The organism is Vibrio sp. CB1-5, from assembly GCF_059412285.1.
Map to the genome: position 1 here is coordinate 95,235 of NZ_JBJHPB010000011.1, position 22,581 is coordinate 117,815.

The window sequence follows — 22,581 nt, forward strand, 5'->3', positions numbered from 1 at the left end:
TCCCTAGGCAATAAATAAATAAAAAAAAGGAGCCCAATTCTTGGACTCCTTGAGAAATCAAATGATTTGCTTACACGTTTGCTTCTTTCGCCATTCTTGCCTTAGAAAGTGCAGACAGCACGAAACATACGCCAATAAAGGTCACTGTAGCTGCCGCAAAAGAGATAACGACTGACGTTGTCATGCCAAGCGTAATAAAGCCAACACAAGAGACCAACGCAACAGAAAGCGCGTATGGCAACTGCGTAGATACGTGGTCGATGTGATTACAACGTGCACCTGTTGAAGAGAGAATCGTCGTATCTGAAATTGGCGAACAGTGGTCACCGAAAACCGAACCCGCTAGCACCGCACCTAACATAGGCAGCATCATTGCAATATCCGTTGCGCCAGCCATGTCACCGGCGATTGGTAGCATAATGCCAAACGTACCCCAAGATGTACCTGTAGAGAACGCCATTAGACCCGACAGCAGGAACAGAATGACTGGTAGCCAATGTACATTGATATTGCCTTGAACCGTTGAAGAAAGGTACGCACCCGTCTTCATGTCACCGATAACAGAACCGATAGACCATGCAAAGAATAGAATAAGAATGGCGCCGAACATGGATTTTGCACCAATCCACATTGTCGTTGCGATATCAGCAGCAGACAGCTTCTGTTTAACAACAGTAAATACCGCCGTTAGGAGACCTGCAGAACCACCGTAAATAAGCGAAGTGCCTACATCGGTATTTTCAAATGCACCAAGTAAGTTAAATGCAATATCATCCGCAGCCAGAGCTTGGCCACCGGTGTAAATCATCGCAGCAATCATAGCGCCGATTAAAACTAAGATTGGCAGGACTAGGTCAGAAACAGAACCAAAATCGCTTTCCTTAATATCCAGCTCTTCATTCAGTTCATGCGCTTCTTCTGCGTCGTTCTCTTTATCCTTATCGAAACCTAGGCCTTGTTTCGCGTTCAACTCATGCTTGCGCATTGGGCCCACATCAAGTTGGAACCAGGCAACGGCAAATACCATCAAGAGTGCAAATACAGCGTAGAAGTTCATAGGAATAAGGCGAACGTAAGCACCAATTGCAGAATATTCTGTAATGCCATGAGCAACCAAGATACCGCTAACGATAGTCATGATGTATGCGCCCCAGCTAGATGCTGGCATAAGCACACACATTGGCGCAGCGGTTGAGTCAAGAATGTAGGCTAGCTTAGCGCGCGATACATAGAAACGGTCAGTAACAGGACGAGAGATCGCACCAACAGCTAGGCTATTAAAGTAATCATCAACGAAGATAAATACGCCCAAGAATGCAGCTAGAAGCTTTGAACCACGCTTGCTTTTTACTCGAGCCTGTGCCCATTCAGCAAAAGCTTTCGTACCACCAGACAGCGTCAACAACGCAGTCATCATACCCAATAGCAACAAGAAGCCAACAATACTCATGTTCCAAGTATTCAGACCACCATCTTCAATAACCACACCAGAAACGGTGTCGAACACGTAGCCTGCGGCGTTGACTGCAGAATAGTCATTAAGTAAGAAGGCACCCAAAACGATACCAACACCCAGCGAGAGTAAAACGCGACGGGTAATAATAGCCAAACTCAATGCTACGATCGGCGGTAGCAGTGATAATGGTGATGTAGCAAAATCGATTAAATTCATGATCTTCAAAAACCAGTTTTTATTATGGTCAGAGATCTACTGCAGACATGCGTCAATAGACGAGAAGTCCAGACGCAAACGTTGAACTAAGCGAAAGGGAAGCGAACACTTCACCCAACCCTACAGTAGCGCTCCATAGTTTAACAATATAATAGACTATGGCAGTGTTGTTCCTTTCGAAGACAACCCCAGCGAGGCAGATTGATGGTCTTTTCTCACTTCGGCGACAATGCCTTTCATCACCGTTCATTGGTATCACCCCAACGATGGTTACTGATCATTATCGCGCCTCTACATCAAGAGAAATCATTCACTACTCAGACTGACTAGAGTGAAAGAATGTGCTTTCTCTTGCATTAGGTGCAAGCCATTGTACTTATGAAATCGTCAATTGCAACATGAATGATGTTGCAACTTGGTAAAGAATTGACTCTATTTGTGAACATCGTAGTATCAAAGCTATCTCAATGCATTTTAGCAAACTCAATCACACTACTAGCGATTTATGCGACGTAATCCATATTGTTTTATAAACTTTTTAATAACATTGCGGTTATAAATACATCAGTAGTAAGTTGAATAATTACTTTATCTCTATTGATGCACTCTACAAATCAAGCTTCTAGTACAATATGCAACAAAGTCCAAAAATTTAATGACTTTTATGAAGGAAGATTCAAAATTGAATCAATATTGCACTAATCTTTCCTGAACGTCAGGTTTTGAGCACGTTAATCATCATCAATTATCAAATTTCTGTAAGAATTCTTATTTTTATTGTTTTGATACTATGAAAATATTGTCAATTTTAAATTTGATGTTTATTATTAATCGAAACCAAATAAATAACTCATGGGAATGTCATGTCTGAATTAACTAAAACTCTACTTAATATTCGTAGCCTGCGTGCATTTGCTCGTGAACTTACTATTGAGCAACTGGAAGAAGCACTAGAAAAACTAACCACTGTTGTTGGTGAAAGACAAGAAGCGGAAGCAGAAGAGCGTGCAGCAAAACAAGCTCGTGAAGCTAAGCTAACTGAATATGCGCAAATGATCGCTCAAGACGGTATCGACGTTGAAGATCTTATTGCGGCGCTTTCTGGTGAGTCTAAAGGCAAAACAAAAGCTAAACGCGCTCCACGCCCAGCAAAATACAAGTATGTAGACGCAACGGGTGCAGAAAAAACTTGGACAGGTCAAGGTCGTACACCTTCTGTTATCCAAGCAGCACTAGACGCAGGCAAATCTCTAGAAGACTTTGAAATTTAATTCAAAGCCCTTTAGTCATTTATAAAAAAGCGCCAATAATTGGCGCTTTTTTTATCTTTCCCAATAAGCCTCTTCAAGGCTATCTTCTCTTTCTGGTAAACCTCTAGAAAGGCGTGGTGAGTGCTGAACCAATACTTCGTAGCTTGCACGATTTGAGTACTTGCACACTTGTGAGAACGATGAATACGTCAAGAAAGTATGCTGGTGCTTACTTGAGTTAGGCACATTTTCTTTATGGTATTTATTGGCCGCCATATCATGTAGCAACGCAGACAACGCAGCATCACCCGCACCATTAGTATTCTTAATCTTTTCTGGGCCGCCCATATAAGGCGCAATATGTGAATAAACTTTAATAGGATTATCACAGGCATCTTTTACCGCTGGTCGACTAAATTCAAAACGATTGAATTCAGCAATACAGCCAGGTAATAGAGGTAAACTCGTTTCACGTTTAGATGCATCTTCTGTATAACCTGCCATGTACAAGCCGACAGGGCCCGCAGTACAAAGCACTAAATCAACCCAATCAAGCGCTTTATCTGAAGCAGCTAGTGGGTCTTTTTCGCCGGTGAGCGCTTCCGCTTCATCTTCATTCATGGCAACAACAGAAACATGTTGCTTCAAGAAATCACGCCAATATTCAGGATCGTCCTGAATAACAAAGCGTGTACCAAGCGTTAATACAACTGGGACATTATATTTCTTGGCGTACTCAATTGCTTGCATTGTTGCCTCTGGCATTGGGTCGCCATCTTTACAACGCACCAAATACGCGGTTAAAACCAAAGCCGACGCTTTTTTGAAGATTTTTTCAGGAATACTGTCTGCGCGAAGTTGGTTCATCTGTCCTTCACTAATTGCGAAAGTACGTTCGCCATCTTCAGTGATCAAGGTAAAGCAGCGACCAATTGCCCCTTCCACACCTTGAAGATAATTAAGGTCCATTCGGCTCGACGTATTACACAGATAGCGGTAACCATAGCTACCAATCTTAATATCAGCACTCATAACGCCAAGCAGCACCGATTTATCATCTGCTAATACAGAATAATTGTGCAAGGTATTACCAATGGTTCCGCCAGCGTATTCATTGGTGATCAGTTCTTTATCCTTCAACTCGTTATATAAATCTTCCGCCGCTTGGTCATCAATAACCAACGAGTGCCCTTTACTTAGGCCAAACTTATCGATCACACTGCTGTCGACTTTTGCTTCAATATCCACCAAGGTTTGGTCAATACCAATGATGTGCGTACGTGACATCTTCTTGCTGATCTGCGATTGGCTAACAAGCAGATCTCGCTCGTGGACAGGGAAGTAGTGCTTTGACTTTCTTTGGCCTGGGAATTTCATACGGTTGTCTTCGTCATAAGTAAATAAGAAGGGTTAAGGGCGGCGATTCTACCTCTGTATAGATTACCTCGGCAACATACGCAATTTTAGCAAACGTTTACGTATCAATTTTTTTGTTATAAACCTTGTTTTTCTCCCTATTAGGACGCATTTGAGGGGTTTATAAAAGTGTGATTCAACTCGCGGAACTGTATTGCTAGTTTGGTTTCTGCTAGAATCGGCGTCCAATTTAATTAGGTGGTATTTATACATGTCTGATAACAGCCAAAAGAAAGTGATTGTCGGGATGTCCGGCGGTGTAGACTCCTCTGTTTCTGCCTATCTTCTGAAACAGCAAGGCTACCAAGTAGAAGGCCTGTTCATGAAGAACTGGGAAGAAGATGATAACGAGGAATACTGCACAGCAGCGGAAGATCTTGCCGACGCACAAGCGGTTTGTGACAAGCTAGGCATCCACCTGCACACGATCAACTTTGCGGCTGAGTACTGGGACAATGTTTTCGAATACTTCCTTGCCGAATACAAAGCGGGTCGTACGCCAAACCCAGACATTCTTTGTAACAAAGAAATCAAGTTTAAAGCGTTCTTAGAGTTTGCAGATGAAGTGCTAGATGCTGATTATATTGCCATGGGGCACTATGTAAGCCGCACTTTCCCTGAGAACGGTGAAGCGCCACAAATGTTACGTGGCCTAGACAGCAATAAAGACCAAAGCTACTTTCTTTATACGTTAAGCCACGACCAAGTCGCGCGCAGCTTGTTCCCTGTGGGTGAACTTGAGAAGCCAGAAGTACGACGCATTGCTGAAGAGCAAGGTCTGATTACGGCCAAGAAAAAAGACTCTACAGGTATTTGTTTTATCGGTGAGCGCAAATTTACAGACTTCTTGTCTCGCTATTTGCCAGCACAACCGGGTAAAATTGAGACGCCTGAAGGCAAAGAAATCGGTGAACACCAAGGTCTTATGTACCACACGCTTGGTCAACGTAAAGGTCTGCATATTGGCGGCCAAAAAGGCGGCGGTGGCAACGAAGAGCCTTGGTACGTTGCAGAGAAAGATCTGAAACGTAATGTCCTTATCGCGGTACAAGGTGCTGATCACCCGCTGCTAAAATCTAATGGACTTCGCGCTTCGCAACTGCACTGGGTCGATCGCCAAGTGATCACGCAGCCGTTACAATGCACAGTAAAAACCCGTTATCGTCAACAGGATATTCCTTGTACTATCATTCCGATCGACGATGAAAACATTAAAGTGATCTTTGATGAGCCACAAGTCGCAGTAACCCCAGGTCAATCTGCGGTATTCTACAGTGGCAATGTTTGTCTTGGTGGCGGCATCATCGAAGAGCGCATCTAAACACAATTCGCAGATTATTTTCTTAGGAGAACTACGTGGCTAATACACTTTATGACCGTACTATAGCGTTTGCAGGGATTTGCCAAGCCGTTGCCCTCGTTCAACGCGTTGCTAAAGACGGTTACTGTGATTCAGACGCGTTTGAAACCTCAATCAAAGCGATCACTAATATGACCCCGTCGAGTACACTCGACGTGTTCGGTATCGAGTCTGATCTAAAAATTGGACTCGAGTGCCTAGTGAATGGGATCGACAGCACCCCTACGGGCAGCGAAATCACCCGCTATATCATTAGCTTGATGGCTCTAGAACGCAAACTAAACTCTCGCAACGATGCTATGGCGCAGCTTGGTGATCGCTTGCAAATGGTTGAGCGTCAACTTGATCACTATGAGCTACTCGATGAGCAAATGATCAGCAACCTTGCTAGCGTTTACTTAGACGTCATTAGCCCAATTGGACCACGCATTCAAGTAACAGGGACTCCAGCGGTACTTCAACAAACTTCGACTCAACAGAAAGTACGCGCTCTGCTGCTGTCTGGTATTCGTAGTGCTGTTTTATGGCGCCAAGTAGGTGGTAAGCGCAGACACTTAGTGTTCGGGCGCAAGAAAATGATTGAACAAGCACAGATTCTGCTTGCTCGCATGTAATAGATATCGGTATAGCAACTCGAGTCACTATTACTCATACGAATCACTGTAAACTCGCACCCTGTGCGAGTTTACTTTTTCTACCAAAATACATTTAACGCAAACGTTTGCGCAATGTTCGTGACAAATGCCGCAGTTATTGGTATAAAGCTCACGAAATTTAGAAACCCAATTCAGGAGAACATCATGGAACTGTCAGCATTGACTGCTGTTTCACCAGTAGACGGCCGTTACGGTAGTAAGACAACTGCACTTCGCAGCATCTTTAGTGAGTTTGGCCTACTAAAGTACCGCTCTATCGTTGAAATTCGTTGGTTGCAAAAACTAGCAGCAACGGATGCAATCAAAGAAGTTCCAGCATTCAGTGCAGAAGCGAACCAGTTTCTTGATGAACTAGCGGCTAACTTCAGCGAAGAAGACGCAGCTCGCATTAAAGAAATCGAACGTACCACTAACCACGACGTTAAAGCGGTTGAGTACTTCCTAAAAGAAAAAGTAGCGGGTGTACCAGAGCTTCACGCTGTAAACGAGTTTATCCACTTTGCTTGTACTTCTGAGGACATCAACAACACTTCTCACGCGTTAATGCTTAAAGAAGCTCGTGACACAGTTGTTCTTCCTGAAATCCGTAACATCATCGACGCTATCAGCAAACTGGCTGAAGAGTACCGTGATATTCCACTGCTTTCTCGTACGCACGGCCAGCCAGCTTCACCTACTACAATGGGTAAAGAAATGGCGAACGTTGCTTACCGTATGGAACGTCAATACAAGCAAATCGAATCTGTAGAAATCCTAGGTAAGATCAATGGCGCAGTAGGTAACTACAACGCTCACCTATCTGCATACCCTGAGCTAGACTGGCACAAGTTCAGCGAAGAGTTCATCACTGAGTCTCTTGGCGTGACTTGGAACCCATACACAACTCAGATCGAACCACACGACTACATCGCAGAGCTATTCGATGCGATTGCACGTTTCAACACGATTCTGATCGATTTCGACCGTGACGTTTGGGGTTACATCGCTCTTGGTCACTTCAAGCAGAAGACAATCGCAGGCGAAATCGGTTCTTCAACGATGCCGCACAAAGTTAACCCAATCGACTTTGAAAACTCAGAAGGTAACCTAGGTCTAGCAAACGCAGTATTCGCTCACCTAGCGCAAAAACTGCCTGTTTCTCGCTGGCAGCGTGACCTTACTGACTCAACAGTACTTCGTAACCTAGGTGTTGGCTGTGGCTACGCGATCATCGCTTACACGTCTACGCTTAAAGGCATTAGCAAACTAGAAGTAAACCGTGAAGCGCTTCTTGCTGAACTAGACAAAAACTGGGAAGTATTGGCAGAGCCTGTACAAACAGTGATGCGTCGCTACGGCATCGAGAAGCCATACGAGAAGCTAAAAGAGCTGACTCGTGGTAAGCGTGTTGACGGTGAAGCGATGCGTAACTTCATCGACGGCCTAGAGCTTCCAGAAGATGAAAAAGAGCGTCTAAAACAGATGACGCCAGCGAACTACATCGGTCAAGCTATCGAGCTAACTGACAAGCTGTAAGGCTGAATGACTCTACTTAGCGATAGCGCGAGTTAGAGTGCAAAATAGAACGGCGGCGATAGTGATATCGCCGCCGTTTTTACATCTGTGCGCAAGGTACTTGCAGCGACAGAGCTGCTGGTTTGGAAGCCCCTACTGCTTTTGAAAAAACAGGGTAATTGTTCCCACTTCCATACCGAACTTTCGGATGCTAGTTAGATTGAATAGATGCTTTTCATCCTGCCGGTACATCCAATCATCAAACGCTACCGTGTACGTTGAACCATCAACTTCCAATTCAAAATCGTACTGCCAGCGAAGCGCGTTACCAACCACCTCTCCTTTAGCTTCGCCGATAATATCGTCCGCTCGGCCTTTGTAAGTTCCGTCAGCCAATCTGTCTATCGTCCAAATACGCTGGTCCAGCTCTCCATCGTCGAACACAAAATCCTCAACCAGAGTGATTTGGTCTCCCTGAATGGTTCCAACAATCACAACTTCAAAACGGCGAGTTTGCTTGTCGGTGTAATCTTGTACCATACCCCAAGCTTTGGTTTCACCTTCAAAATACTCAAACAAATTAAACTCAGGTGTAGAACCTTGGTAGTCCTTTAAATCCGCACTGCAAGCACTGAGCAGCAGGATAAAAGGGAGCACAAAGGATGAAGCCATCCACCGCATACGTTTCATTATTGTTCCTTATTATCGGTTCATACCTATCAGCTGAGCGCGCAGCTTAGGATATTGAGTATTATTCCCTAGCCAAATAGACAGAAAGCCATCATTGAGTGATTCGTCCTCAATACGCCCTACTTTCTGCATCGGTTTGTCGCTGTTTAAATAGTAGAAGTTGCCCGCAGCACCATCGGTCACGTAAATGAGCTGATGTCCGTTGGCAACGCTAGGGAATATGTCATATAGCTTGGCAATCCAGCTGCTTCGCGTCTCTTTGTCTATGCCCATTTTCTCCCATTGGTCGAGAGTCGCTTCTAACAGTTGCTCTCGGCTAATGTCACGCTGGTACTCAATGCGTAGCGCGATAGGATGAGGAGAGACATCGTTGCCAAGCGCATACGTGCCTTGGGGAGCAAGCAGCTGTGAGCGGTATATATCAAAGAAAAGCCATGACAGCTGCGCCTCGCCGACGACTTTCCACTGTCCCCAACCTTCATAACTTACGGGTCTGTCGCTGGTTGCAGAGGCGTTGCCTACGGCCAACGCTAAACATAATCCAAGTAATCCTTTAGCTTTCATGACTCACCTTCCGCTCCGAGTATGTGCTCAATCGAAGAACAACGAACACGATGGCAACCCATTGCAAGAAAAGTAGCGCCATCATCGTAAAAATAGAAAGGTGTGTATCCACAGCGCCGAGTTTGAACCCTGCGAAGTAGCTGAGCGCTCCGGCCACACCACCCACTATTACTACGATGAAAATCGGATAAGAAGTCAGAAAACTAGCAAGAAAGTACGCATACCAAGCAAAAATAAGCCATAGAGCCACTAGCCAGATTGGAAGCAGCGCCGAATCAAAGACCAAAACGCCAGTCAGTGCATTCGCACTATCAATGATTAAGCCGAGTCCAACAATGGCGCCCCAGATGGGCAGTGACAAGTTGAGCCTGTTGAAGGTGGTCACAACAGTAATCGCTGCGAGGGCAAGTGCGAGCCATTGAAAGCGCTCCTGACCTAATACGGATAGCGCCCACATCAGCTCGAACCAAGTACTCACTATTAACAGCTTCCATCCACGACTCATGACCACTCTACTCCATTTAGCCACTACTACTGGCCGCGCTGAAACGTGATATGGACAGTACTAATACTCTTCGCTCTAAAGCCACCTTCACAGTAGCAAAAGTAGTAACGCCACATACGGATAAAGCGCTCATCGTAACCGAGCTCACGCACCCGTGTTAACGCGGCTTCGAAACGAAGGCGCCAATCCACTAGGGTTTTCGCGTAATCTTGACCAATGTCGAATAAGTCGCGGACGATCAAATCCGTGTGCTTGGTGGTGTTTGATGTTAGTGCGGTAATGGAAGGCAAGAAGCCTCCAGGGAAAATGTATTTCTGGATAAAGTCGACGTTGTCAGAATAATAATCGTAGCGCTGGTCTGCGATGGTAATCGCTTGTATCGCCATCAAACCTTTTGGTTTTAGGAGCGATTGACACTTTTTGAGGTAGGAAACTAAAAACTGTTTACCCACTGCCTCAATCATTTCGATGGACACTAGCTTATCGAATTGGCCCTCAAGCAAGCGGTAATCTTGTTTAAGCAGGATAATTTTATCCGTCAACCCCTCTTCGGCCACTCTCTGCTGTGCATACGCATACTGCTCTTCCGAGATAGTGGTCGTCGTGACACGGCATCCATAATGTTTCGCCATATAGATCGCCATACCGCCCCAACCAGTGCCAATTTCAATGACGTGGTCGCTGGGCTGCAGTTTCAATTGCTGACACAAACGATCCATCTTATTGATCTGCGCTTGCTCTAGGGTGTCTGTATCTTTCTGGTAGACCCCTGAAGAGTAAAGCATGCGCTCGTCAAGGAAGGTTTCATAAAGGCTGTTTCCTAAGTCGTAGTGCGCCTCAATGTTCTCTTTCGATTTAGAGACCGTATTTCGGTTCACCCAGTGACCCAGTTTGTACATGATTCGGGTCAGCAGGCTCGATTTATCTTCTATCGAGTCTAACGCAGCAAGATTGAGCGCCATCAACTCCATTAACACAGAAAGATCTGGGCTATCCCACCAATCATCCATGTACGCCTCACCAGCGGCGATACTCCCGCCTTGAAGCAAGCGACGGTAAAATTCAGGATGCTTCACCTCTATTACGGCCGCTGGCTTATTTGATCTCGGCGAGCCAAAGCGCTCTTCCACTTGACGTGTACTCGCACCGTCGCTAGAAAAGCTCTCGATGATGGTTAACGTACCAATTTCCAGTTTCTGCAAACACCCAAAGGCAACACCTTTCGCGGTTTTCTGTAAGCCAGTGAGTGTCTTTGGTACGTCTAGGGACGTAGTTTGTAACATTGGAATTCTCCCTAATTCTTAGAATTCGATTGCTGCGAAAATTCTTTATTGTTCTTTCCTGGATGGTCGTATATTGGTACCCCCTTTCGCCATAGCTTAAAGGCATGCCAATATATTCCAGCCACAACTTTTACGGCCATTATTGGTGTTTTGACCAATTGTTTTAGTAAAGAAGATGATGTGAACGGCTGCGCTTTCATTTGAAGTGTCGCGTCGAAGACTTTATGGGGTTTGTGACACTCCAAATGGACAAATAACCTTTCACTCAAAGGTTTAAGCTTCCAGTGGTAACGTTGGTCTACCGGATTAAACGGTGAGACGTGAAACGCTTTGTCATGCTGCCAATTGACGTTTTCATCGCCAGATTCGGCAGCAATGGCGTAATAGTGCCTTTCGTTCCAAGGTGTATTACTTACCTCTGCCAACAAATAGCGCCACTGGTTCAGTTCATCATATAAATAGTAGAAATTGACCGGACTGAAATACAAACCCAGATAGCGAAGGTGACAAACCGCAATAACTTTGCCGTTAAACCTCTCTCCAGTCAGTTCAAACACTTTGTCTTGAACCGCTAACTTTAAATCCCCTTCACCAACATAATCCTCACGCTTAAACCGAGCCCAATGCCACCAACGACGTCCAAAGCCCCATACCCGTCGCTGAAGGGAATCGATCTCACCGAGATCGATAGCGGGCATAAACAGCGGATAAGAGAGGTGGTGCTTAGTCGGGGTAAACCGGCGATGCCCGACCTCACCGATCATCAAGCGGCTTGAAACAGACATTACGCCGCTCCTCGTGCCAACGTTTCTGCAACAGGCGCTGTTTGCGAAGTTTCTTGCTCGATTCCTTTCACCACATCTAGTGCGCTGCGAACGCCATCCTCATGGAAGCCGTTGTACCAGTAGGCTCCACAGAACCAAGTATTGCGCTTGCCCCATAACTCTTCACGCCGCTGCTGAGCGGCGATACTCTCTGTAGTAAAAACAGGATGACTGTAGTTGAAGGTACGCAGTATTTTATCTTGCTGGATCTTGTCTGCTGAGTTCAGTGACACACAGAAGGTGGTTTCTGATTCGATGTGCTGCAAGATATTCATGTTGTAAGTTAGCGTTGGTAAGCGTTGCTGCTCGTCTTCTCCGCCATCCAAGGCGTAATTCCATGAAGCCCAAGCCGCGTGGCGCTTCGGCAATACACTAGTGTCTCGATGCAGAACGACTTCATTATCTTGATATGCCATTGCGCCGAGAATATCGCGTTCCTCATCTGAAACATCCTCTATCATCGCCAAAGCCTGATCGCTATGACAGGCAAAGATGACTCTGTCAAAACGTTCGGTCTCGCCGTTTGATGTGACACTGACGCCGTTATCATGACGTTCAACACGACTGACTGGTGAGTTCAATCGTATGCATTCGGAGAAACCACGAGTTAAAGGATCGATGTATGCACGCGAGCCACCCTCAATCACATACCACTGCGGGCGATCCACCACATCAAGTAAGCCGTGGTTCAAGAAAAAGCGCAGGAAGAAGCGTAGCGGGAACGCTCGCATATCTGCCAACGTCGACGACCAAATCGCTGCTCCCATTGGCAAGATATAGTTTTGAGTAAAGTAATCTGAAAAGCCGTTCGATTGTAAAAACTCACCCAGAGTTTGCTCTACCAAGCTGTCGTCATCGGCAGACGCTTTAGCCAGTTTGTTAAACCTTAAAATCTCGAAGATGAAGCGGTAGAAGGTTGGGTTGAGTAGATTGCGTTTTTGAGCAAATAGAGTAGGAATAGTATGGCCGTTATATTCGAGCCCATTTGCCGCATTCTTTACACTAAAACTCATTTGAGTTGGGTTACCTTTCACCCCAACTTCGTTCATCATTTTGATGAAATTTGGATAAGTACGGTCGTTGTAGACGATAAAGCCAGTGTCGATGGCGTACTGCTTAGCATTGTGCTCAATATCGATGGTCGCCGTGTGACCCCCTATATAGTCGTTGGCCTCGTATAACGTTACTTCGTGGTCTTTATGTAGATAATAGCCACACGTTAAGCCTGATATTCCGGTTCCTACAATTGCAATCTTCATTATTATCCTTAATCTCTTTTATAGAAGCTTAGCCACTATTTTGGTTTGCCAACGATAGGGCAAAGCTGCAATTGCCCTGAGAATAGAGGTAAACTTTTTCGGGAAATAAATCGTCGCTCGGCGCTTCTCAATGCCTGCACGTATTGCCACAGATGCCTCTTCTGCAGAGACTATCATTGGCATATCAAAATCGTTCTTATCGGTAAGAGGCGTTTTTACAAAGCCAGGAAACACACAACTCACCAATACGCCCTTATGTTGCCAATCAAGCTGTAATGTTCTGGTTAAATAGGTAATCGCTGCTTTTGATGCGCCATACGCTTCGGCGCGTGGCAGAGCCAGTTCACCTGCAATAGAGCTGACCACAACAACGTGATGACGTTCATCAAGTCTGTCTTGGATTGCCGCTAACACATTCACACTGCCGTTGACGTTGACGTTCATCACTCGCGCTATCAGCGCAGCATCGAGATCACCATTATCAGTGTATTCACAGTCCCCGGCGTTCACTATCCAAAGCGTCGGTGGCTCTGTTAAAGCGCTAATGGCTTGGTTTACCTGCTCCATGTCAGTCACGTCGAAACTCAAGGTAGTAATGTTATCTCGGCCTGCTTTCACTTCTTCTAGCTTCATTTCCGAGCGCCCACACGCGTAGACATGTATACCCGTTGCGGCATAGTCTTCAGCCAATTGACGTCCTATGCCCGAGGAAGCGCCTGTGATAAATGCCGACTGATGCTCCATAGCGCTACTTCCCTAACCTTTGCTTAATATTTCTGATGACCACACCAAGCAGCGGTATGTTCTCATACAGCATTTCGCCCAAATCGAAATAATCGCGATGGTAAATCACACGATCACCACTAAAGCGGATCTGACTGACCCCGTTAACCTCTACAGGCTCCCCGCCGTTGAGTTTTGGGTGCTTAAGCTTCATCGTCCAAGTCAAGAAACCTGTGTCTTCAACTTGCTGATGATGACGGATATGGAAGTCACATTGAATGACGTTAGTATAAAGAGAGTCGAAATACGCAGAGAGTTGTTCCCAGCCTTCGAAACGGTGAGCCGAATCCTCAAACACCACGTCCTTGTGATAAATGTCTTCGAGCAAATACAGGTTGTCTTTGCTCAGTTTTCCGTAAACCTCACTAACGGCTTCGATATTCATAACAACCCTTTGTTAGTTATACATTTGTTCCTACTGTACACGTTAGTACACCCTAAAACTTATACAAGTTTTTGCGTTTCCAATTTTTTGTATAACTATTACGGGTCGCAATTTTGAAAGGATCAAAAAAAAGCTTGGAAAATTTTCCAAGCTTTTTAATAGGTTCGAGTTGTTTGGGGTTCAGTACTAGTACTGTTCGCTACGTAGTGCGTTAATACGTTTTTCTAGCGGTGGGTGGCTCATCAGTAGTTCTGTGATAGAACGCTTACCATTGATACCAAATGCCATCATTGAGCCCTCAAGCTGAGATTCTTGGCTCATTTTCAGACGCTCAAGCGCCGCAATCATCTTCTGCTTACCAACCAGGCTTGCCGCGCCAGCATCAGCATGGAACTCACGATGACGGCTGTACCACATGGTAATAAAGCTTGCTAGGAAGCCAAATACCATTTCAAGGACAAACGAGACGCCGAAGTAAACCATCATGTTACTGCCACCCTCGCCTTCTTCATCGGAGTTGTTTGATGCCACGATATTGGCAATAAAACGCGACAAGAAGATAACAAAGGTATTCACCACGCCTTGCATCAGTGTCATGGTGACCATGTCGCCATTGGCAATATGGCTCACCTCGTGCGCTAGAACCGCTTCTGCTTCATCACGAGTCATGTTGTGCAGCAAACCTGAAGATACCGCAACTAGCGAATCATCACGCTTTGCACCGGTCGCAAATGCGTTGATGTCAGGCGAGTCATAGATAGCAACCGTTGGCATACCAATACCTGCTTGCTGTGATTGACGGCTCACTGTTTCTAATAGCCAGTGCTCTGTCTCGTTGCGTGGGCTTTCAATCACCATTCCGCCAACCGAGCGCAGCGCCATGCTCTTTGACATCATCAAAGAGATAAACGAGCCACCAAAGCCAAATACTGCCGCCATAATGAGTAACCCTGATAGGCTGCCAGGCTGCATACCTGTCACCGCGTAGACGATATTGAGGACAATACTCAATACCAAAACTACAGCAAGGTTAGTCGCTAAAAAGAGTGCTACTCGCTTCATTTACATTTCTCCAGATTAAGAAGCTATTTTTCTATCTACTCAATGTTACTTGAGTATCATGCCTTTGTGTTTTTCTCTTGGTAATTGTTATCTTGCTCGCAGTATCAACACTACTTTGAGATCCAAGTGGCATTTTTCACATTCAATATATACATAGTGTCGTGGATTTGAAATTCAAGGTTAAGCTTTAAATTGCAACAAAGCATTAATCTTTTGACTACTTTATAAAGAATAACGTATTGAAATATTGAAGCTATTATAGGCACATCAGCTGCGTGCTGCACAAGTCGCTTAATGCGGGAATTGTTGTGTGAGGAGATACTTGGGAAAAGTCTTAGACTTTCGTCTTATTGTGACTCTAGCACTGACGAGATAAAGTCCCAATCAGTCCAAAAGCCCATAGGAAAAGGAAACCACCATGGTAGAGAACAACAACTTTCAGATGGCCATCGATTTGCTGTGCTGCCACTTGGGAATCAGTGAAGATGAGGCTCGCGAGCAACTAGGTATCAGCGATACTAGCGATATCGATGCTCATATTATGGAAACTCAGTCGGCGCTTGTTGGTTTGTCAGAAGACAAGTAACTCCGCTCGAAAGACAAGCGAAAAACATTTAAGAGCCGCAGTGATGCGGCTCTTTTGCTTTTTGTGTTTTGTTGTAAATAGCAGGATGTTTTCAAACCAATAAAAAACCTGATGTCTCAAACGACACATCAGGTTTTATTCTCACTCTAGGGTCACTAAGCGCTGTTACGCTTTCGACTCTTTAGGCTTCTTGCGTTTATCAGTGATTTCCCACTTACCGTCAACATAGAGGCCTGTCCAACCAGATGGCTTGCCATCAATCTCTGAACGAATGTAGTTCTCTTTGGTCTTACGACTGAAGCGAACGACCGTTGGACGACCATCAGGGTCTTCTGTCGGCGCGTCAGCTAAGTAAACAAATTTAGGTGATAAGCGCTCTTTAAAGCGAGCAAGCTCACTAACCAATGGCGCACGTGTTTCACGTGATTTCGGGAAGTTACTTGCAGCCATAAACAGGCCAGAAGCACCGTCACGCAATACAAAGTATGCGTCTGAGTTTTCACAAGGTAACTCAGGGAAATGCACAGGATCTTCTTTAGGCGGTGCGATTTCACCGTTCTTAAGGATCTTACGCGTGTTCTTACAAGTTTCGCTGGTGCAATCCATGTACTTACCAAAACGGCCGTTTTTCAACACCATCTCAGAACCACATTTATCACATTCAACGGTTGGGCCATCATAGCCTTTCACCTTAAACTCGCCGTGCTCAACCACATAACCTTCACAGTTCGGGTTGTTACCACACACATGAAGCTTACGCTTGTCGTCAATCAAGTACGCGTCCATCGCCGTTTCACAGATTGGACAACGCTTCTTAGCGCGAAGTGCAGCGGTTTCAACGTCTTCTTCTAGAACATTGATAATGCCTTCTTCGTCACCAAGGTTGATGGTCGTTTTGCAACGCTCTTTCGGCGGCAGCGCATAACCAGAACAACCCAGGAATACACCTGTTGATGCTGTGCGGATGCCCATTGGGCGACCACATGTTGGACACTCGATGTCAGTTTCAACGATATGATTTGGCTTCATACCGCCATGATCTTCATCAAGCTCCGCTTTACCAAGATCGGTGGTGAACTCGGCAAAGAAGTCATTCAGAACTTGCTTCCAGTTGGTCTCACCTTCTGCGATTTGGTCTAGCTTCTGCTCCATACGAGCAGTGAAGTCATAGTTCATCAAATCGGTAAAGCTGTCATCCAGGCGGTCTGTGACGATCTCACCCATCTTCTCTGCGTAGAAACGACGCTGCTCCACTTTCACGTAGCCGCGGTCTTGGATCGTAGAGATGATAGAAGCATAGGTCGACGGACGGCCAATACCACGTTTCTCAAGCTCTTTAACCAATGCAGCTTCAGTAAAGCGTGCTGGCGGCTTAGTGAAGTGCTGTTTTGGATCCAGCGCGACTAAGTCGAGCTTGTCACCTAACTGAACGGCTGGAAGAATCGCATCTTCATTTTTGCCCATTGGACGCTGTACGCGAGTCCAACCATCAAATTTAAGAATACGGCCTTTCGCTTTTAGCGTGTAGTCATCCGCTTTTACACTGATGGTCGTCGAATCGTATTTCGCTGGCGTCATTTGACACGCAACAAATTGATTCCAAATCAACGCATACAGTTTGTGAGCGTCCGCTTCCATCCCTTTCAGATCGTCAACTTTAACATTCACGTCTGATGGACGGATCGCTTCGTGCGCTTCTTGCGCCCCTTCTTTGCTACCGTAGAAGTTTGGCTTAGTCGGTAGGTAAGCGTCACCGAATTCACTATCAATAAAGCCACGTACCGCATCCACAGCTTCTGCACTGAGGTTAGTCGAGTCAGTACGCATATACGTGATGTAACCCGCCTCATAGAGCCTTTGAGCGAGCATCATGGTCTTTTTCACACCATAGCCTAGACGCGTACTTGCCGCCTGCTGCAGTGTTGATGTGATATATGGCGCCGACGGTTTGCTCTGTGTTGGTCTATCTTCACGTTTGCAAACTTCGTATACGGCCTTATCGAGTGTTGCTACCGCTGCTTTCGCTTCCGCCTCGTTAACAGGCTTAAACGCTTTGCCTTGCTTCTGAGCTACAAGTAAACGGAAGTCAGTTTTGTCTGTTGTTTTGGTGTCTGCATGAATATCCCAGAACTCTTCTGGAATAAATGCATTGATTTCACGCTCACGCTCTACCAGCAGCTTTACTGCAACCGACTGTACGCGGCCGGCAGACAAGCCCCTAGCAACTTTTTTCCAAAGTAACGGAGACACCATAAAGCCCACAACTCGGTCGAGGAAACGACGCGCTTGCTGAGCATTAACACCATCCATATTCAGCTCACCAGGATCCTGGAACGCTTGTTGGATAGCATTTTTAGTAATTTCATTAAAGACCACACGCTTGTATCGCTCTTCATCGCCGCCGATGATCTCACGAAGGTGCCATGCGATAGCTTCTCCTTCGCGGTCCAAATCGGTTGCGAGATAAACGTGGTCAGCGTCTTTGGCAAGCTTTTGCAGCTCTGCCACTACCTTTTCTTTGCCAGGTAGCACTTGATAGTTTGCCGCCCAGTCGTCGAATGGGTTGATACCCATCTTTTTGATGAGTGCCTTACGGTCTTTTTCTTTTTTAATTCGTGCTTTTTCTTCAGCACTTAAGCCTTTGGTAGACACCGCAGCCGCTTTTTTACCTGTACTCTGACCGGCAGTTGGCAAATCACGCACGTGACCCACACTCGACTTAACAATAAAGTCTTTACCGAGGTACTTATTAATGGTTTTAGCTTTAGCAGGTGACTCCACTATAACTAGTGACTTTCCCATAATGACACTAACGTCCTATATCACATTGCGACATTTAATCGCACGATGTTCGAAATGTATGCTTCTTTTTTACTATTGAGCGAGAACAAAAGAAGATCAACCTGTTTTTTTACAATCAGAAGCTAATTGGTCGACAAATGTCCGATCGATACAGGCTCGCTATTTGAAAAATGGCGCAATATTAAACGCCATTTACCCAGCTTGACCAGCAACATTAAGCAAAGTTTGTCGCAAATCACAAATTGCTGCTAACTATAGCTGAGATATTTATCCTTGCAAAATGTGGTGTCGCTCATACACTACGGCAAAGCCATATATATATAGAGGACATCAATATGTCACAAAAAACGCCTATCTCACCATTCGACCTATTGTTAATTGCTAACCAAGTCATCCAAGAGCATGACGACTACCTAGATGGCATGCGCGCTGATAGCGTAGAAGAGAAAGACGGAGTATTGGTCTTTAAAGGCAACTATTTTTTGGATGACAATGGTTTACCGACTGAGAAAACGACGGCAGTTTTCAATATGTTTAAATACCTAGCTCACCATCTTTCTAAAGAGTTCACGCTCAAATAATTGTTGGCATCTGTTAAAACGAATTCTTCAAAAACTAGATCTTTAAAAAACAAAGCGCCCTATCTTTTGATAAGGCGCTTTAAAAATTACTGGCTAAGTCCGGCTAGTTTGTCAAAGTAATCTGGGAAGGTTTTTGACGTACATTTAGGATCATTGATCGTCACTGGAGTATCGCTCAATGCGACCAGCGAGAAACACATCGCCATACGGTGATCATCATAAGTATCAATGGCTGCGTGTTTAAGATCCGATGTCGGTTCGACAATAATGTAGTCTTCCCCTTCTTCGACTTTCGCACCTACTTTACGTAGTTCTGTCGCCATTGCAGCAAGTCGATCGGTTTCTTTTACACGCCAATTGTAAACATTGCGAATTGCCGTGGTGCCTTTTGCAAATAGCGCCGTTGTCGCGATAGTCATCGCAGCATCTGGGATATGGTTGTAGTCCATATCAATGCCGACTAACTCACCTTTACGGCACAAAATATAATCATCACCCCATTCAATATCTGCGCCCATTTTTTCCAGCGCATCAGCGAAATGAATGTCACCTTGGATACTGTTTTTACCAATACCTGTGACTTTAATTTCACCACCTTTGATTGCCGCAGCCGCAAGAAAGTAAGATGCCGATGATGCATCACCTTCCACCAAGAATTGACCCGGTGAGCGGTATTGTTGACCACTTTTCACAACAAATTGCTGATAGTTTTGGTTTTCAACTTCAACGCCAAACTGCTTCATGATGTGCAGAGTAATATCGATGTATGGCTTAGATACTAAGTCACCAACAATCTCAATCGTCACATCCGCTTTCGCAAGAGGCGCCGACATCAAAAAGGCTGTCAGAAACTGGCTTGAGATAGAACCATCGATTTTAACGTGGCCGCCTTTTAAGCCAGTGCCGTTAATTTTTAACGGAGGGTAATGCTCGTTCTCAAGATAAGTAATATCCGCACCTGCTTCGACAAGCGCATCGACTAAGTGACCAATTGGTCGCTCTTTCATGCGAGGCTCACCAGTAAGTACAAACTCACCTTGTCCTAAACACAGAGCTGCAGCAAGGGGGCGCATAGCGGTACCCGCATTGCCCAAAAACAGTTCTGTTGCTGCATCTACGGTAAACGCCTTACCTAAACCTTTGACCAAACATTGAGTTTTATCGTCAGATAACTGATACTCAACGCCAAGTTTAGTAAGCGCGTTAAGCATATGACGGATGTCATCACTATCGAGTAGGTTAGTCAGTGTTGTCGTGCCTTCAGCAAGTGCTGCAAGAAGTAAGGCACGGTTGGAAACGCTTTTCGAACCAGGAAGATTAACGGTTCCCGATACTTTCTGAATAGGTTGTAATGTTAAGCTTTCCATTGGGGTGTTTAATCCTTTGTCGATACTTCGATCCTAACGTGAAGTATCCTCTATAATTCTTCGTACTGGCAGACTATCGAAAATAGTGACCAAGCGCTACCCCTAATCATGCCATTGCGGGTCAAAAAACAACCAAACAAATACTAGCTAACTAGTACATGGCAAAAACCTAGAACACAGAGCCACTTTCGTATGACCATTTATCTTCCCGAGTTGGATGTTGAAGACCTAAGCTTCCCCTCGCCATATGAAGCATTAGAGGAGCCCAACGGACTGCTTGCCTTTGGCGGTGATTTACGTCCAGAGCGTCTAATCAGTGCTTACAAGAATGGTGTATTTCCGTGGTTTGGACCCAATGAGCCACTGCTTTGGTGGAGCCCATCTCCCCGTGCCGTATTTCAGCCAGAAATATACAAACCTTCAAAAAGCCTTAAAAAGTTTCAGCGTAAGCACCAGTATCGAGTCACCATAAATCAAGATACTGAAGCGGTTATTGGTTATTGCTCAAGCACGCGCCCACTGGAAGAAACATGGCTCAACGACGACATGCGTGCCGCCTATATCACACTAGCTAAGATGGGCTATTGCCACTCAGTTGAAGTATGGCGAGACGACGAACTCATTGGCGGACTATATGGACTTTCAATTGGCCAAGTTTTCTGTGGTGAATCCATGTTTTCCCTTGCCCCCAATGCATCAAAAATCGCCCTTTGGTATTTCTGTCATCATTTTACCCAGCTTGGTGGGAAGCTGATTGACTGCCAAGTTATGAACCCACACTTGGAGTCCCTCGGTGCGATAGAAATGAGTCGTGATGACTTCCTGTCACGTTTGCAGCAACATCAACAATCTGCCATGGATCTTTCCTGTTTTTCACCGCAAACGCTATCATTAGCTATAGACAGAGGTGAGAATCAATGACAATGGCCGTGCAACAAATCCGAATTGGGCTTAGCCGCAAACAGCCTTGCAGTTACATTACAACCAAAGAAGAACGGGTCGCTATCGTGCTGGAAAAAGAGATGCACAATAGCGACAATTTCGAAATGCTGCTCGCCAATGGCTTTCGTCGCAGCGGTAATACCTTATACAAACCGCAGTGCGATACATGTCAGGCATGCCAAGCACTTCGTGTCTCCGTGCCCGATTTTAAGCCAACCCAAAGCCAAAAGCGCCTGCGCTCTAAAGGCAAGCACCTGCGCTGGGAATTACGAACAGAGCTCAATGAGAGCTGGTTCTCGCTTTACTCTAAGTACATTGAAGGACGACACTCAAGCGGATCGATGTACCCACCGCGAGAAAAGGAATTTTTTGATTTTGCACAGTGCCAATGGCTAACTATGCACTACCTACATATCTTTGATGGAGATACCTTGATTGCCATCGCTATCACCGATGTTCTAGGCAACAGCGCGAGCGCTTTCTATACCTTTTTTGACCCAGATTACGCACTCTCGCTAGGTACCTTTGCTGTGCTGTGTCAGCTTGAATACTGTCAGCAATATCAAAAGCAGTGGCTTTACCTCGGTTATCAAATCGATGATTGTGCAGCGATGAACTACAAAACCCGCTTCGAACGTCATCAAAGGCTAGTAAATCAGCGTTGGCAAGGGTAGAATACACCGCAACTTTACTTATTGAGATTTTAACGGCACAATGCGCGCCGTTAAAAGCGCCACATTTCGAAAGAGGATTAAATGGCTAAAGAAGACGTAATTGAGATGCAAGGCACTGTCCTTGATACTCTACCAAACACAATGTTCCGTGTTGAACTAGAAAACGGTCACGTAGTAACTGCACACATCTCTGGTAAGATGCGCAAAAACTACATCCGTATCCTTACTGGTGACAAAGTAACTGTAGAGATGACTCCATACGACCTGTCTAAAGGCCGCATCGTCTTCCGCGCTCGTTAATCTACGATTGCCGAATGCAATAAAAAACGGAGCCAGTCGCTCCGTTTTTTATTGCGCGTCATTCTGAGTAGATATCAAGTAGGGTGAGGCGTTACCGCCTCATCCCTCTTACAGAACCGTACGTAC

The 22,581-nt window shown here is 45.4% G+C and carries 22 protein-coding genes and 1 riboswitch; of the genes, 9 read left to right on the plus strand and 13 right to left on the minus strand.

What is annotated here, in order from left to right; all coding sequences use genetic code 11:
- Positions 1-70 precede the first annotated feature (70 nt).
- Positions 71-1,672 (minus strand): Na+/H+ antiporter NhaC family protein, encoded by a 1,602-nt coding sequence (locus ACJB0T_RS10405; RefSeq protein WP_479290708.1) that lies wholly within the window; start codon positions 1,670-1,672, stop codon positions 71-73.
- A 118-nt stretch (positions 1,673-1,790) separates the two neighbouring features.
- Positions 1,791-1,974, minus strand: a riboswitch (Lysine riboswitch).
- A 561-nt stretch (positions 1,975-2,535) separates the two neighbouring features.
- Here ACJB0T_RS10405 and ACJB0T_RS10410 point away from each other — a divergent pair.
- A complete protein-coding gene (locus tag ACJB0T_RS10410; protein WP_479290709.1) occupies positions 2,536-2,943 on the plus strand; it encodes an H-NS family histone-like protein in 408 nt (135 codons plus the stop codon).
- A gap of 51 nt (positions 2,944-2,994) precedes the next feature.
- Here ACJB0T_RS10410 and ACJB0T_RS10415 read toward each other — a convergent pair whose 3' ends face one another.
- Positions 2,995-4,299 (minus strand): inosine/guanosine kinase, encoded by a 1,305-nt coding sequence (locus ACJB0T_RS10415; RefSeq protein WP_479290710.1) that lies wholly within the window; start codon positions 4,297-4,299, stop codon positions 2,995-2,997.
- Positions 4,300-4,549: 250 nt separating this feature from the next.
- Between ACJB0T_RS10415 and mnmA the strand changes: the two genes are divergently transcribed.
- The 3 genes from mnmA (at position 4,550) to purB (ending at position 7,869) form a co-directional block, all read left to right on the plus strand.
- Positions 4,550-5,659: a tRNA 2-thiouridine(34) synthase MnmA gene (mnmA, locus tag ACJB0T_RS10420; RefSeq protein WP_479290711.1), complete on the plus strand. Its 1,110-nt coding sequence runs from the start codon at positions 4,550-4,552 to the stop codon at positions 5,657-5,659.
- Between the two features lie 35 nt (positions 5,660-5,694).
- Positions 5,695-6,312, plus strand: a complete 618-nt coding sequence (hflD, locus tag ACJB0T_RS10425) for a high frequency lysogenization protein HflD (protein ID WP_479290712.1) — start codon at positions 5,695-5,697, stop codon at positions 6,310-6,312.
- Between the two features lie 186 nt (positions 6,313-6,498).
- The gene (purB, locus tag ACJB0T_RS10430) at positions 6,499-7,869 is read left to right on the plus strand and encodes an adenylosuccinate lyase (protein WP_042501845.1); all 1,371 of its coding nucleotides are present in this window, start codon (positions 6,499-6,501) and stop codon (positions 7,867-7,869) included.
- 132 nt (positions 7,870-8,001) lie between these two features.
- Here the strand turns inward: purB and ACJB0T_RS10435 are convergent, their stop codons facing one another.
- The 9 genes from ACJB0T_RS10435 to htpX all read right to left on the minus strand — a co-directional run bounded on the left by ACJB0T_RS10435 (position 8,002) and on the right by htpX (position 15,203).
- Complete coding sequence (locus ACJB0T_RS10435; RefSeq protein ID WP_479290713.1) at positions 8,002-8,538, minus strand: DUF3833 domain-containing protein; 537 nt, start codon at positions 8,536-8,538, stop codon at positions 8,002-8,004.
- A 12-nt stretch (positions 8,539-8,550) separates the two neighbouring features.
- Positions 8,551-9,102: a chalcone isomerase family protein gene (locus tag ACJB0T_RS10440; RefSeq protein WP_479290714.1), complete on the minus strand. Its 552-nt coding sequence runs from the start codon at positions 9,100-9,102 to the stop codon at positions 8,551-8,553.
- Complete coding sequence (locus tag ACJB0T_RS10445; RefSeq protein WP_479290715.1) at positions 9,092-9,607, minus strand: DUF2878 domain-containing protein; 516 nt, start codon at positions 9,605-9,607, stop codon at positions 9,092-9,094. Before ACJB0T_RS10445 ends, ACJB0T_RS10440 begins: the two co-directional genes overlap by 11 nt.
- 26 nt (positions 9,608-9,633) lie before the next feature.
- On the minus strand, positions 9,634-10,890 hold the full coding sequence (locus ACJB0T_RS10450) for a class I SAM-dependent methyltransferase (RefSeq protein ID WP_479290716.1): 1,257 nt from the start codon (positions 10,888-10,890) through the stop codon (positions 9,634-9,636).
- A gap of 11 nt (positions 10,891-10,901) precedes the next feature.
- The gene (locus ACJB0T_RS10455; protein ID WP_479290717.1) at positions 10,902-11,675 is read right to left on the minus strand and encodes a DUF1365 domain-containing protein; all 774 of its coding nucleotides are present in this window, start codon (positions 11,673-11,675) and stop codon (positions 10,902-10,904) included.
- A complete protein-coding gene (locus tag ACJB0T_RS10460) occupies positions 11,675-12,973 on the minus strand; it encodes an NAD(P)/FAD-dependent oxidoreductase (RefSeq protein ID WP_479290718.1) in 1,299 nt (432 codons plus the stop codon). Before ACJB0T_RS10460 ends, ACJB0T_RS10455 begins: the two co-directional genes overlap by 1 nt.
- Positions 12,974-12,991: 18 nt before the next feature.
- Positions 12,992-13,717 (minus strand): SDR family NAD(P)-dependent oxidoreductase, encoded by a 726-nt coding sequence (locus ACJB0T_RS10465; RefSeq protein ID WP_479290719.1) that lies wholly within the window; start codon positions 13,715-13,717, stop codon positions 12,992-12,994.
- Positions 13,718-13,721: 4 nt separating this feature from the next.
- On the minus strand, positions 13,722-14,141 hold the full coding sequence (locus tag ACJB0T_RS10470) for a nuclear transport factor 2 family protein (RefSeq protein ID WP_479290720.1): 420 nt from the start codon (positions 14,139-14,141) through the stop codon (positions 13,722-13,724).
- A 186-nt stretch (positions 14,142-14,327) separates the two neighbouring features.
- Entirely contained in the window at positions 14,328-15,203 is an 876-nt protein-coding gene (gene htpX, locus ACJB0T_RS10475) for a protease HtpX (protein ID WP_112477852.1), read from the minus strand.
- Between the two features lie 418 nt (positions 15,204-15,621).
- On the opposite strand from htpX, the gene ACJB0T_RS10480 reads away from it, so the two are divergent.
- Positions 15,622-15,789: a hypothetical protein gene (locus ACJB0T_RS10480; RefSeq protein WP_197059232.1), complete on the plus strand. Its 168-nt coding sequence runs from the start codon at positions 15,622-15,624 to the stop codon at positions 15,787-15,789.
- Between the two features lie 165 nt (positions 15,790-15,954).
- Here the strand turns inward: ACJB0T_RS10480 and topA are convergent, their stop codons facing one another.
- Positions 15,955-18,591 carry a type I DNA topoisomerase gene (topA, locus tag ACJB0T_RS10485; protein WP_479290721.1) on the minus strand — a complete coding sequence of 879 codons (2,637 nt, stop codon included), beginning with the start codon at positions 18,589-18,591 and terminating at the stop codon, positions 15,955-15,957.
- Between the two features lie 335 nt (positions 18,592-18,926).
- Here topA and ACJB0T_RS10490 point away from each other — a divergent pair, with 335 nt between their 5' ends.
- Positions 18,927-19,172, plus strand: coding sequence for a YciN family protein (locus tag ACJB0T_RS10490; RefSeq protein ID WP_112460458.1), 246 nt, complete (start codon positions 18,927-18,929; stop codon positions 19,170-19,172).
- An 86-nt stretch (positions 19,173-19,258) separates the two neighbouring features.
- Here ACJB0T_RS10490 and aroA read toward each other — a convergent pair whose 3' ends face one another.
- Positions 19,259-20,539: a 3-phosphoshikimate 1-carboxyvinyltransferase gene (aroA, locus tag ACJB0T_RS10495; protein ID WP_479290722.1), complete on the minus strand. Its 1,281-nt coding sequence runs from the start codon at positions 20,537-20,539 to the stop codon at positions 19,259-19,261.
- A gap of 192 nt (positions 20,540-20,731) precedes the next feature.
- Between aroA and aat the strand changes: the two genes are divergently transcribed.
- The 3 genes from aat (at position 20,732) to infA (ending at position 22,455) form a co-directional block, all read left to right on the plus strand.
- A complete protein-coding gene (gene aat, locus ACJB0T_RS10500; RefSeq protein ID WP_479290723.1) occupies positions 20,732-21,460 on the plus strand; it encodes a leucyl/phenylalanyl-tRNA--protein transferase in 729 nt (242 codons plus the stop codon).
- Positions 21,457-22,155 carry an arginyltransferase gene (locus ACJB0T_RS10505; RefSeq protein ID WP_479290724.1) on the plus strand — a complete coding sequence of 233 codons (699 nt, stop codon included), beginning with the start codon at positions 21,457-21,459 and terminating at the stop codon, positions 22,153-22,155. The genes aat and ACJB0T_RS10505 overlap by 4 nt, the downstream gene beginning before the upstream one ends.
- Before the next feature lie 81 nt (positions 22,156-22,236).
- Positions 22,237-22,455 (plus strand): translation initiation factor IF-1, encoded by a 219-nt coding sequence (infA, locus tag ACJB0T_RS10510; protein WP_001040192.1) that lies wholly within the window; start codon positions 22,237-22,239, stop codon positions 22,453-22,455.
- Positions 22,456-22,581 lie beyond the last annotated feature (126 nt).

Excerpts from the sequence above, each read along its gene's own strand:
- ACJB0T_RS10405 (WP_479290708.1), bottom strand. The coding sequence starts at position 1,672 with ATGAATTTAATCGATTTTGCTACATCACCATTATCACTGCTACCGCCG.
- ACJB0T_RS10410 (WP_479290709.1), top strand. The coding sequence starts at position 2,536 with ATGTCTGAATTAACTAAAACTCTACTTAATATTCGTAGCCTGCGTGCA.
- ACJB0T_RS10415 (WP_479290710.1), bottom strand. The coding sequence starts at position 4,299 with ATGAAATTCCCAGGCCAAAGAAAGTCAAAGCACTACTTCCCTGTCCAC.
- mnmA (WP_479290711.1), top strand. The coding sequence starts at position 4,550 with ATGTCTGATAACAGCCAAAAGAAAGTGATTGTCGGGATGTCCGGCGGT.
- purB (WP_042501845.1), top strand. The coding sequence starts at position 6,499 with ATGGAACTGTCAGCATTGACTGCTGTTTCACCAGTAGACGGCCGTTAC.
- ACJB0T_RS10435 (WP_479290713.1), bottom strand. The coding sequence starts at position 8,538 with ATGAAACGTATGCGGTGGATGGCTTCATCCTTTGTGCTCCCTTTTATC.
- ACJB0T_RS10440 (WP_479290714.1), bottom strand. The coding sequence starts at position 9,102 with ATGAAAGCTAAAGGATTACTTGGATTATGTTTAGCGTTGGCCGTAGGC.
- ACJB0T_RS10445 (WP_479290715.1), bottom strand. The coding sequence starts at position 9,607 with ATGAGTCGTGGATGGAAGCTGTTAATAGTGAGTACTTGGTTCGAGCTG.
- ACJB0T_RS10450 (WP_479290716.1), bottom strand. The coding sequence starts at position 10,890 with ATGTTACAAACTACGTCCCTAGACGTACCAAAGACACTCACTGGCTTA.
- ACJB0T_RS10455 (WP_479290717.1), bottom strand. The coding sequence starts at position 11,675 with ATGTCTGTTTCAAGCCGCTTGATGATCGGTGAGGTCGGGCATCGCCGG.
- ACJB0T_RS10460 (WP_479290718.1), bottom strand. The coding sequence starts at position 12,973 with ATGAAGATTGCAATTGTAGGAACCGGAATATCAGGCTTAACGTGTGGC.
- ACJB0T_RS10465 (WP_479290719.1), bottom strand. The coding sequence starts at position 13,717 with ATGGAGCATCAGTCGGCATTTATCACAGGCGCTTCCTCGGGCATAGGA.
- ACJB0T_RS10470 (WP_479290720.1), bottom strand. The coding sequence starts at position 14,141 with ATGAATATCGAAGCCGTTAGTGAGGTTTACGGAAAACTGAGCAAAGAC.
- htpX (WP_112477852.1), bottom strand. The coding sequence starts at position 15,203 with ATGAAGCGAGTAGCACTCTTTTTAGCGACTAACCTTGCTGTAGTTTTG.
- ACJB0T_RS10480 (WP_197059232.1), top strand. The coding sequence starts at position 15,622 with ATGGTAGAGAACAACAACTTTCAGATGGCCATCGATTTGCTGTGCTGC.
- topA (WP_479290721.1), bottom strand. The coding sequence starts at position 18,591 with ATGGGAAAGTCACTAGTTATAGTGGAGTCACCTGCTAAAGCTAAAACC.
- ACJB0T_RS10490 (WP_112460458.1), top strand. The coding sequence starts at position 18,927 with ATGTCACAAAAAACGCCTATCTCACCATTCGACCTATTGTTAATTGCT.
- aroA (WP_479290722.1), bottom strand. The coding sequence starts at position 20,539 with ATGGAAAGCTTAACATTACAACCTATTCAGAAAGTATCGGGAACCGTT.
- aat (WP_479290723.1), top strand. The coding sequence starts at position 20,732 with ATGACCATTTATCTTCCCGAGTTGGATGTTGAAGACCTAAGCTTCCCC.
- ACJB0T_RS10505 (WP_479290724.1), top strand. The coding sequence starts at position 21,457 with ATGACAATGGCCGTGCAACAAATCCGAATTGGGCTTAGCCGCAAACAG.
- infA (WP_001040192.1), top strand. The coding sequence starts at position 22,237 with ATGGCTAAAGAAGACGTAATTGAGATGCAAGGCACTGTCCTTGATACT.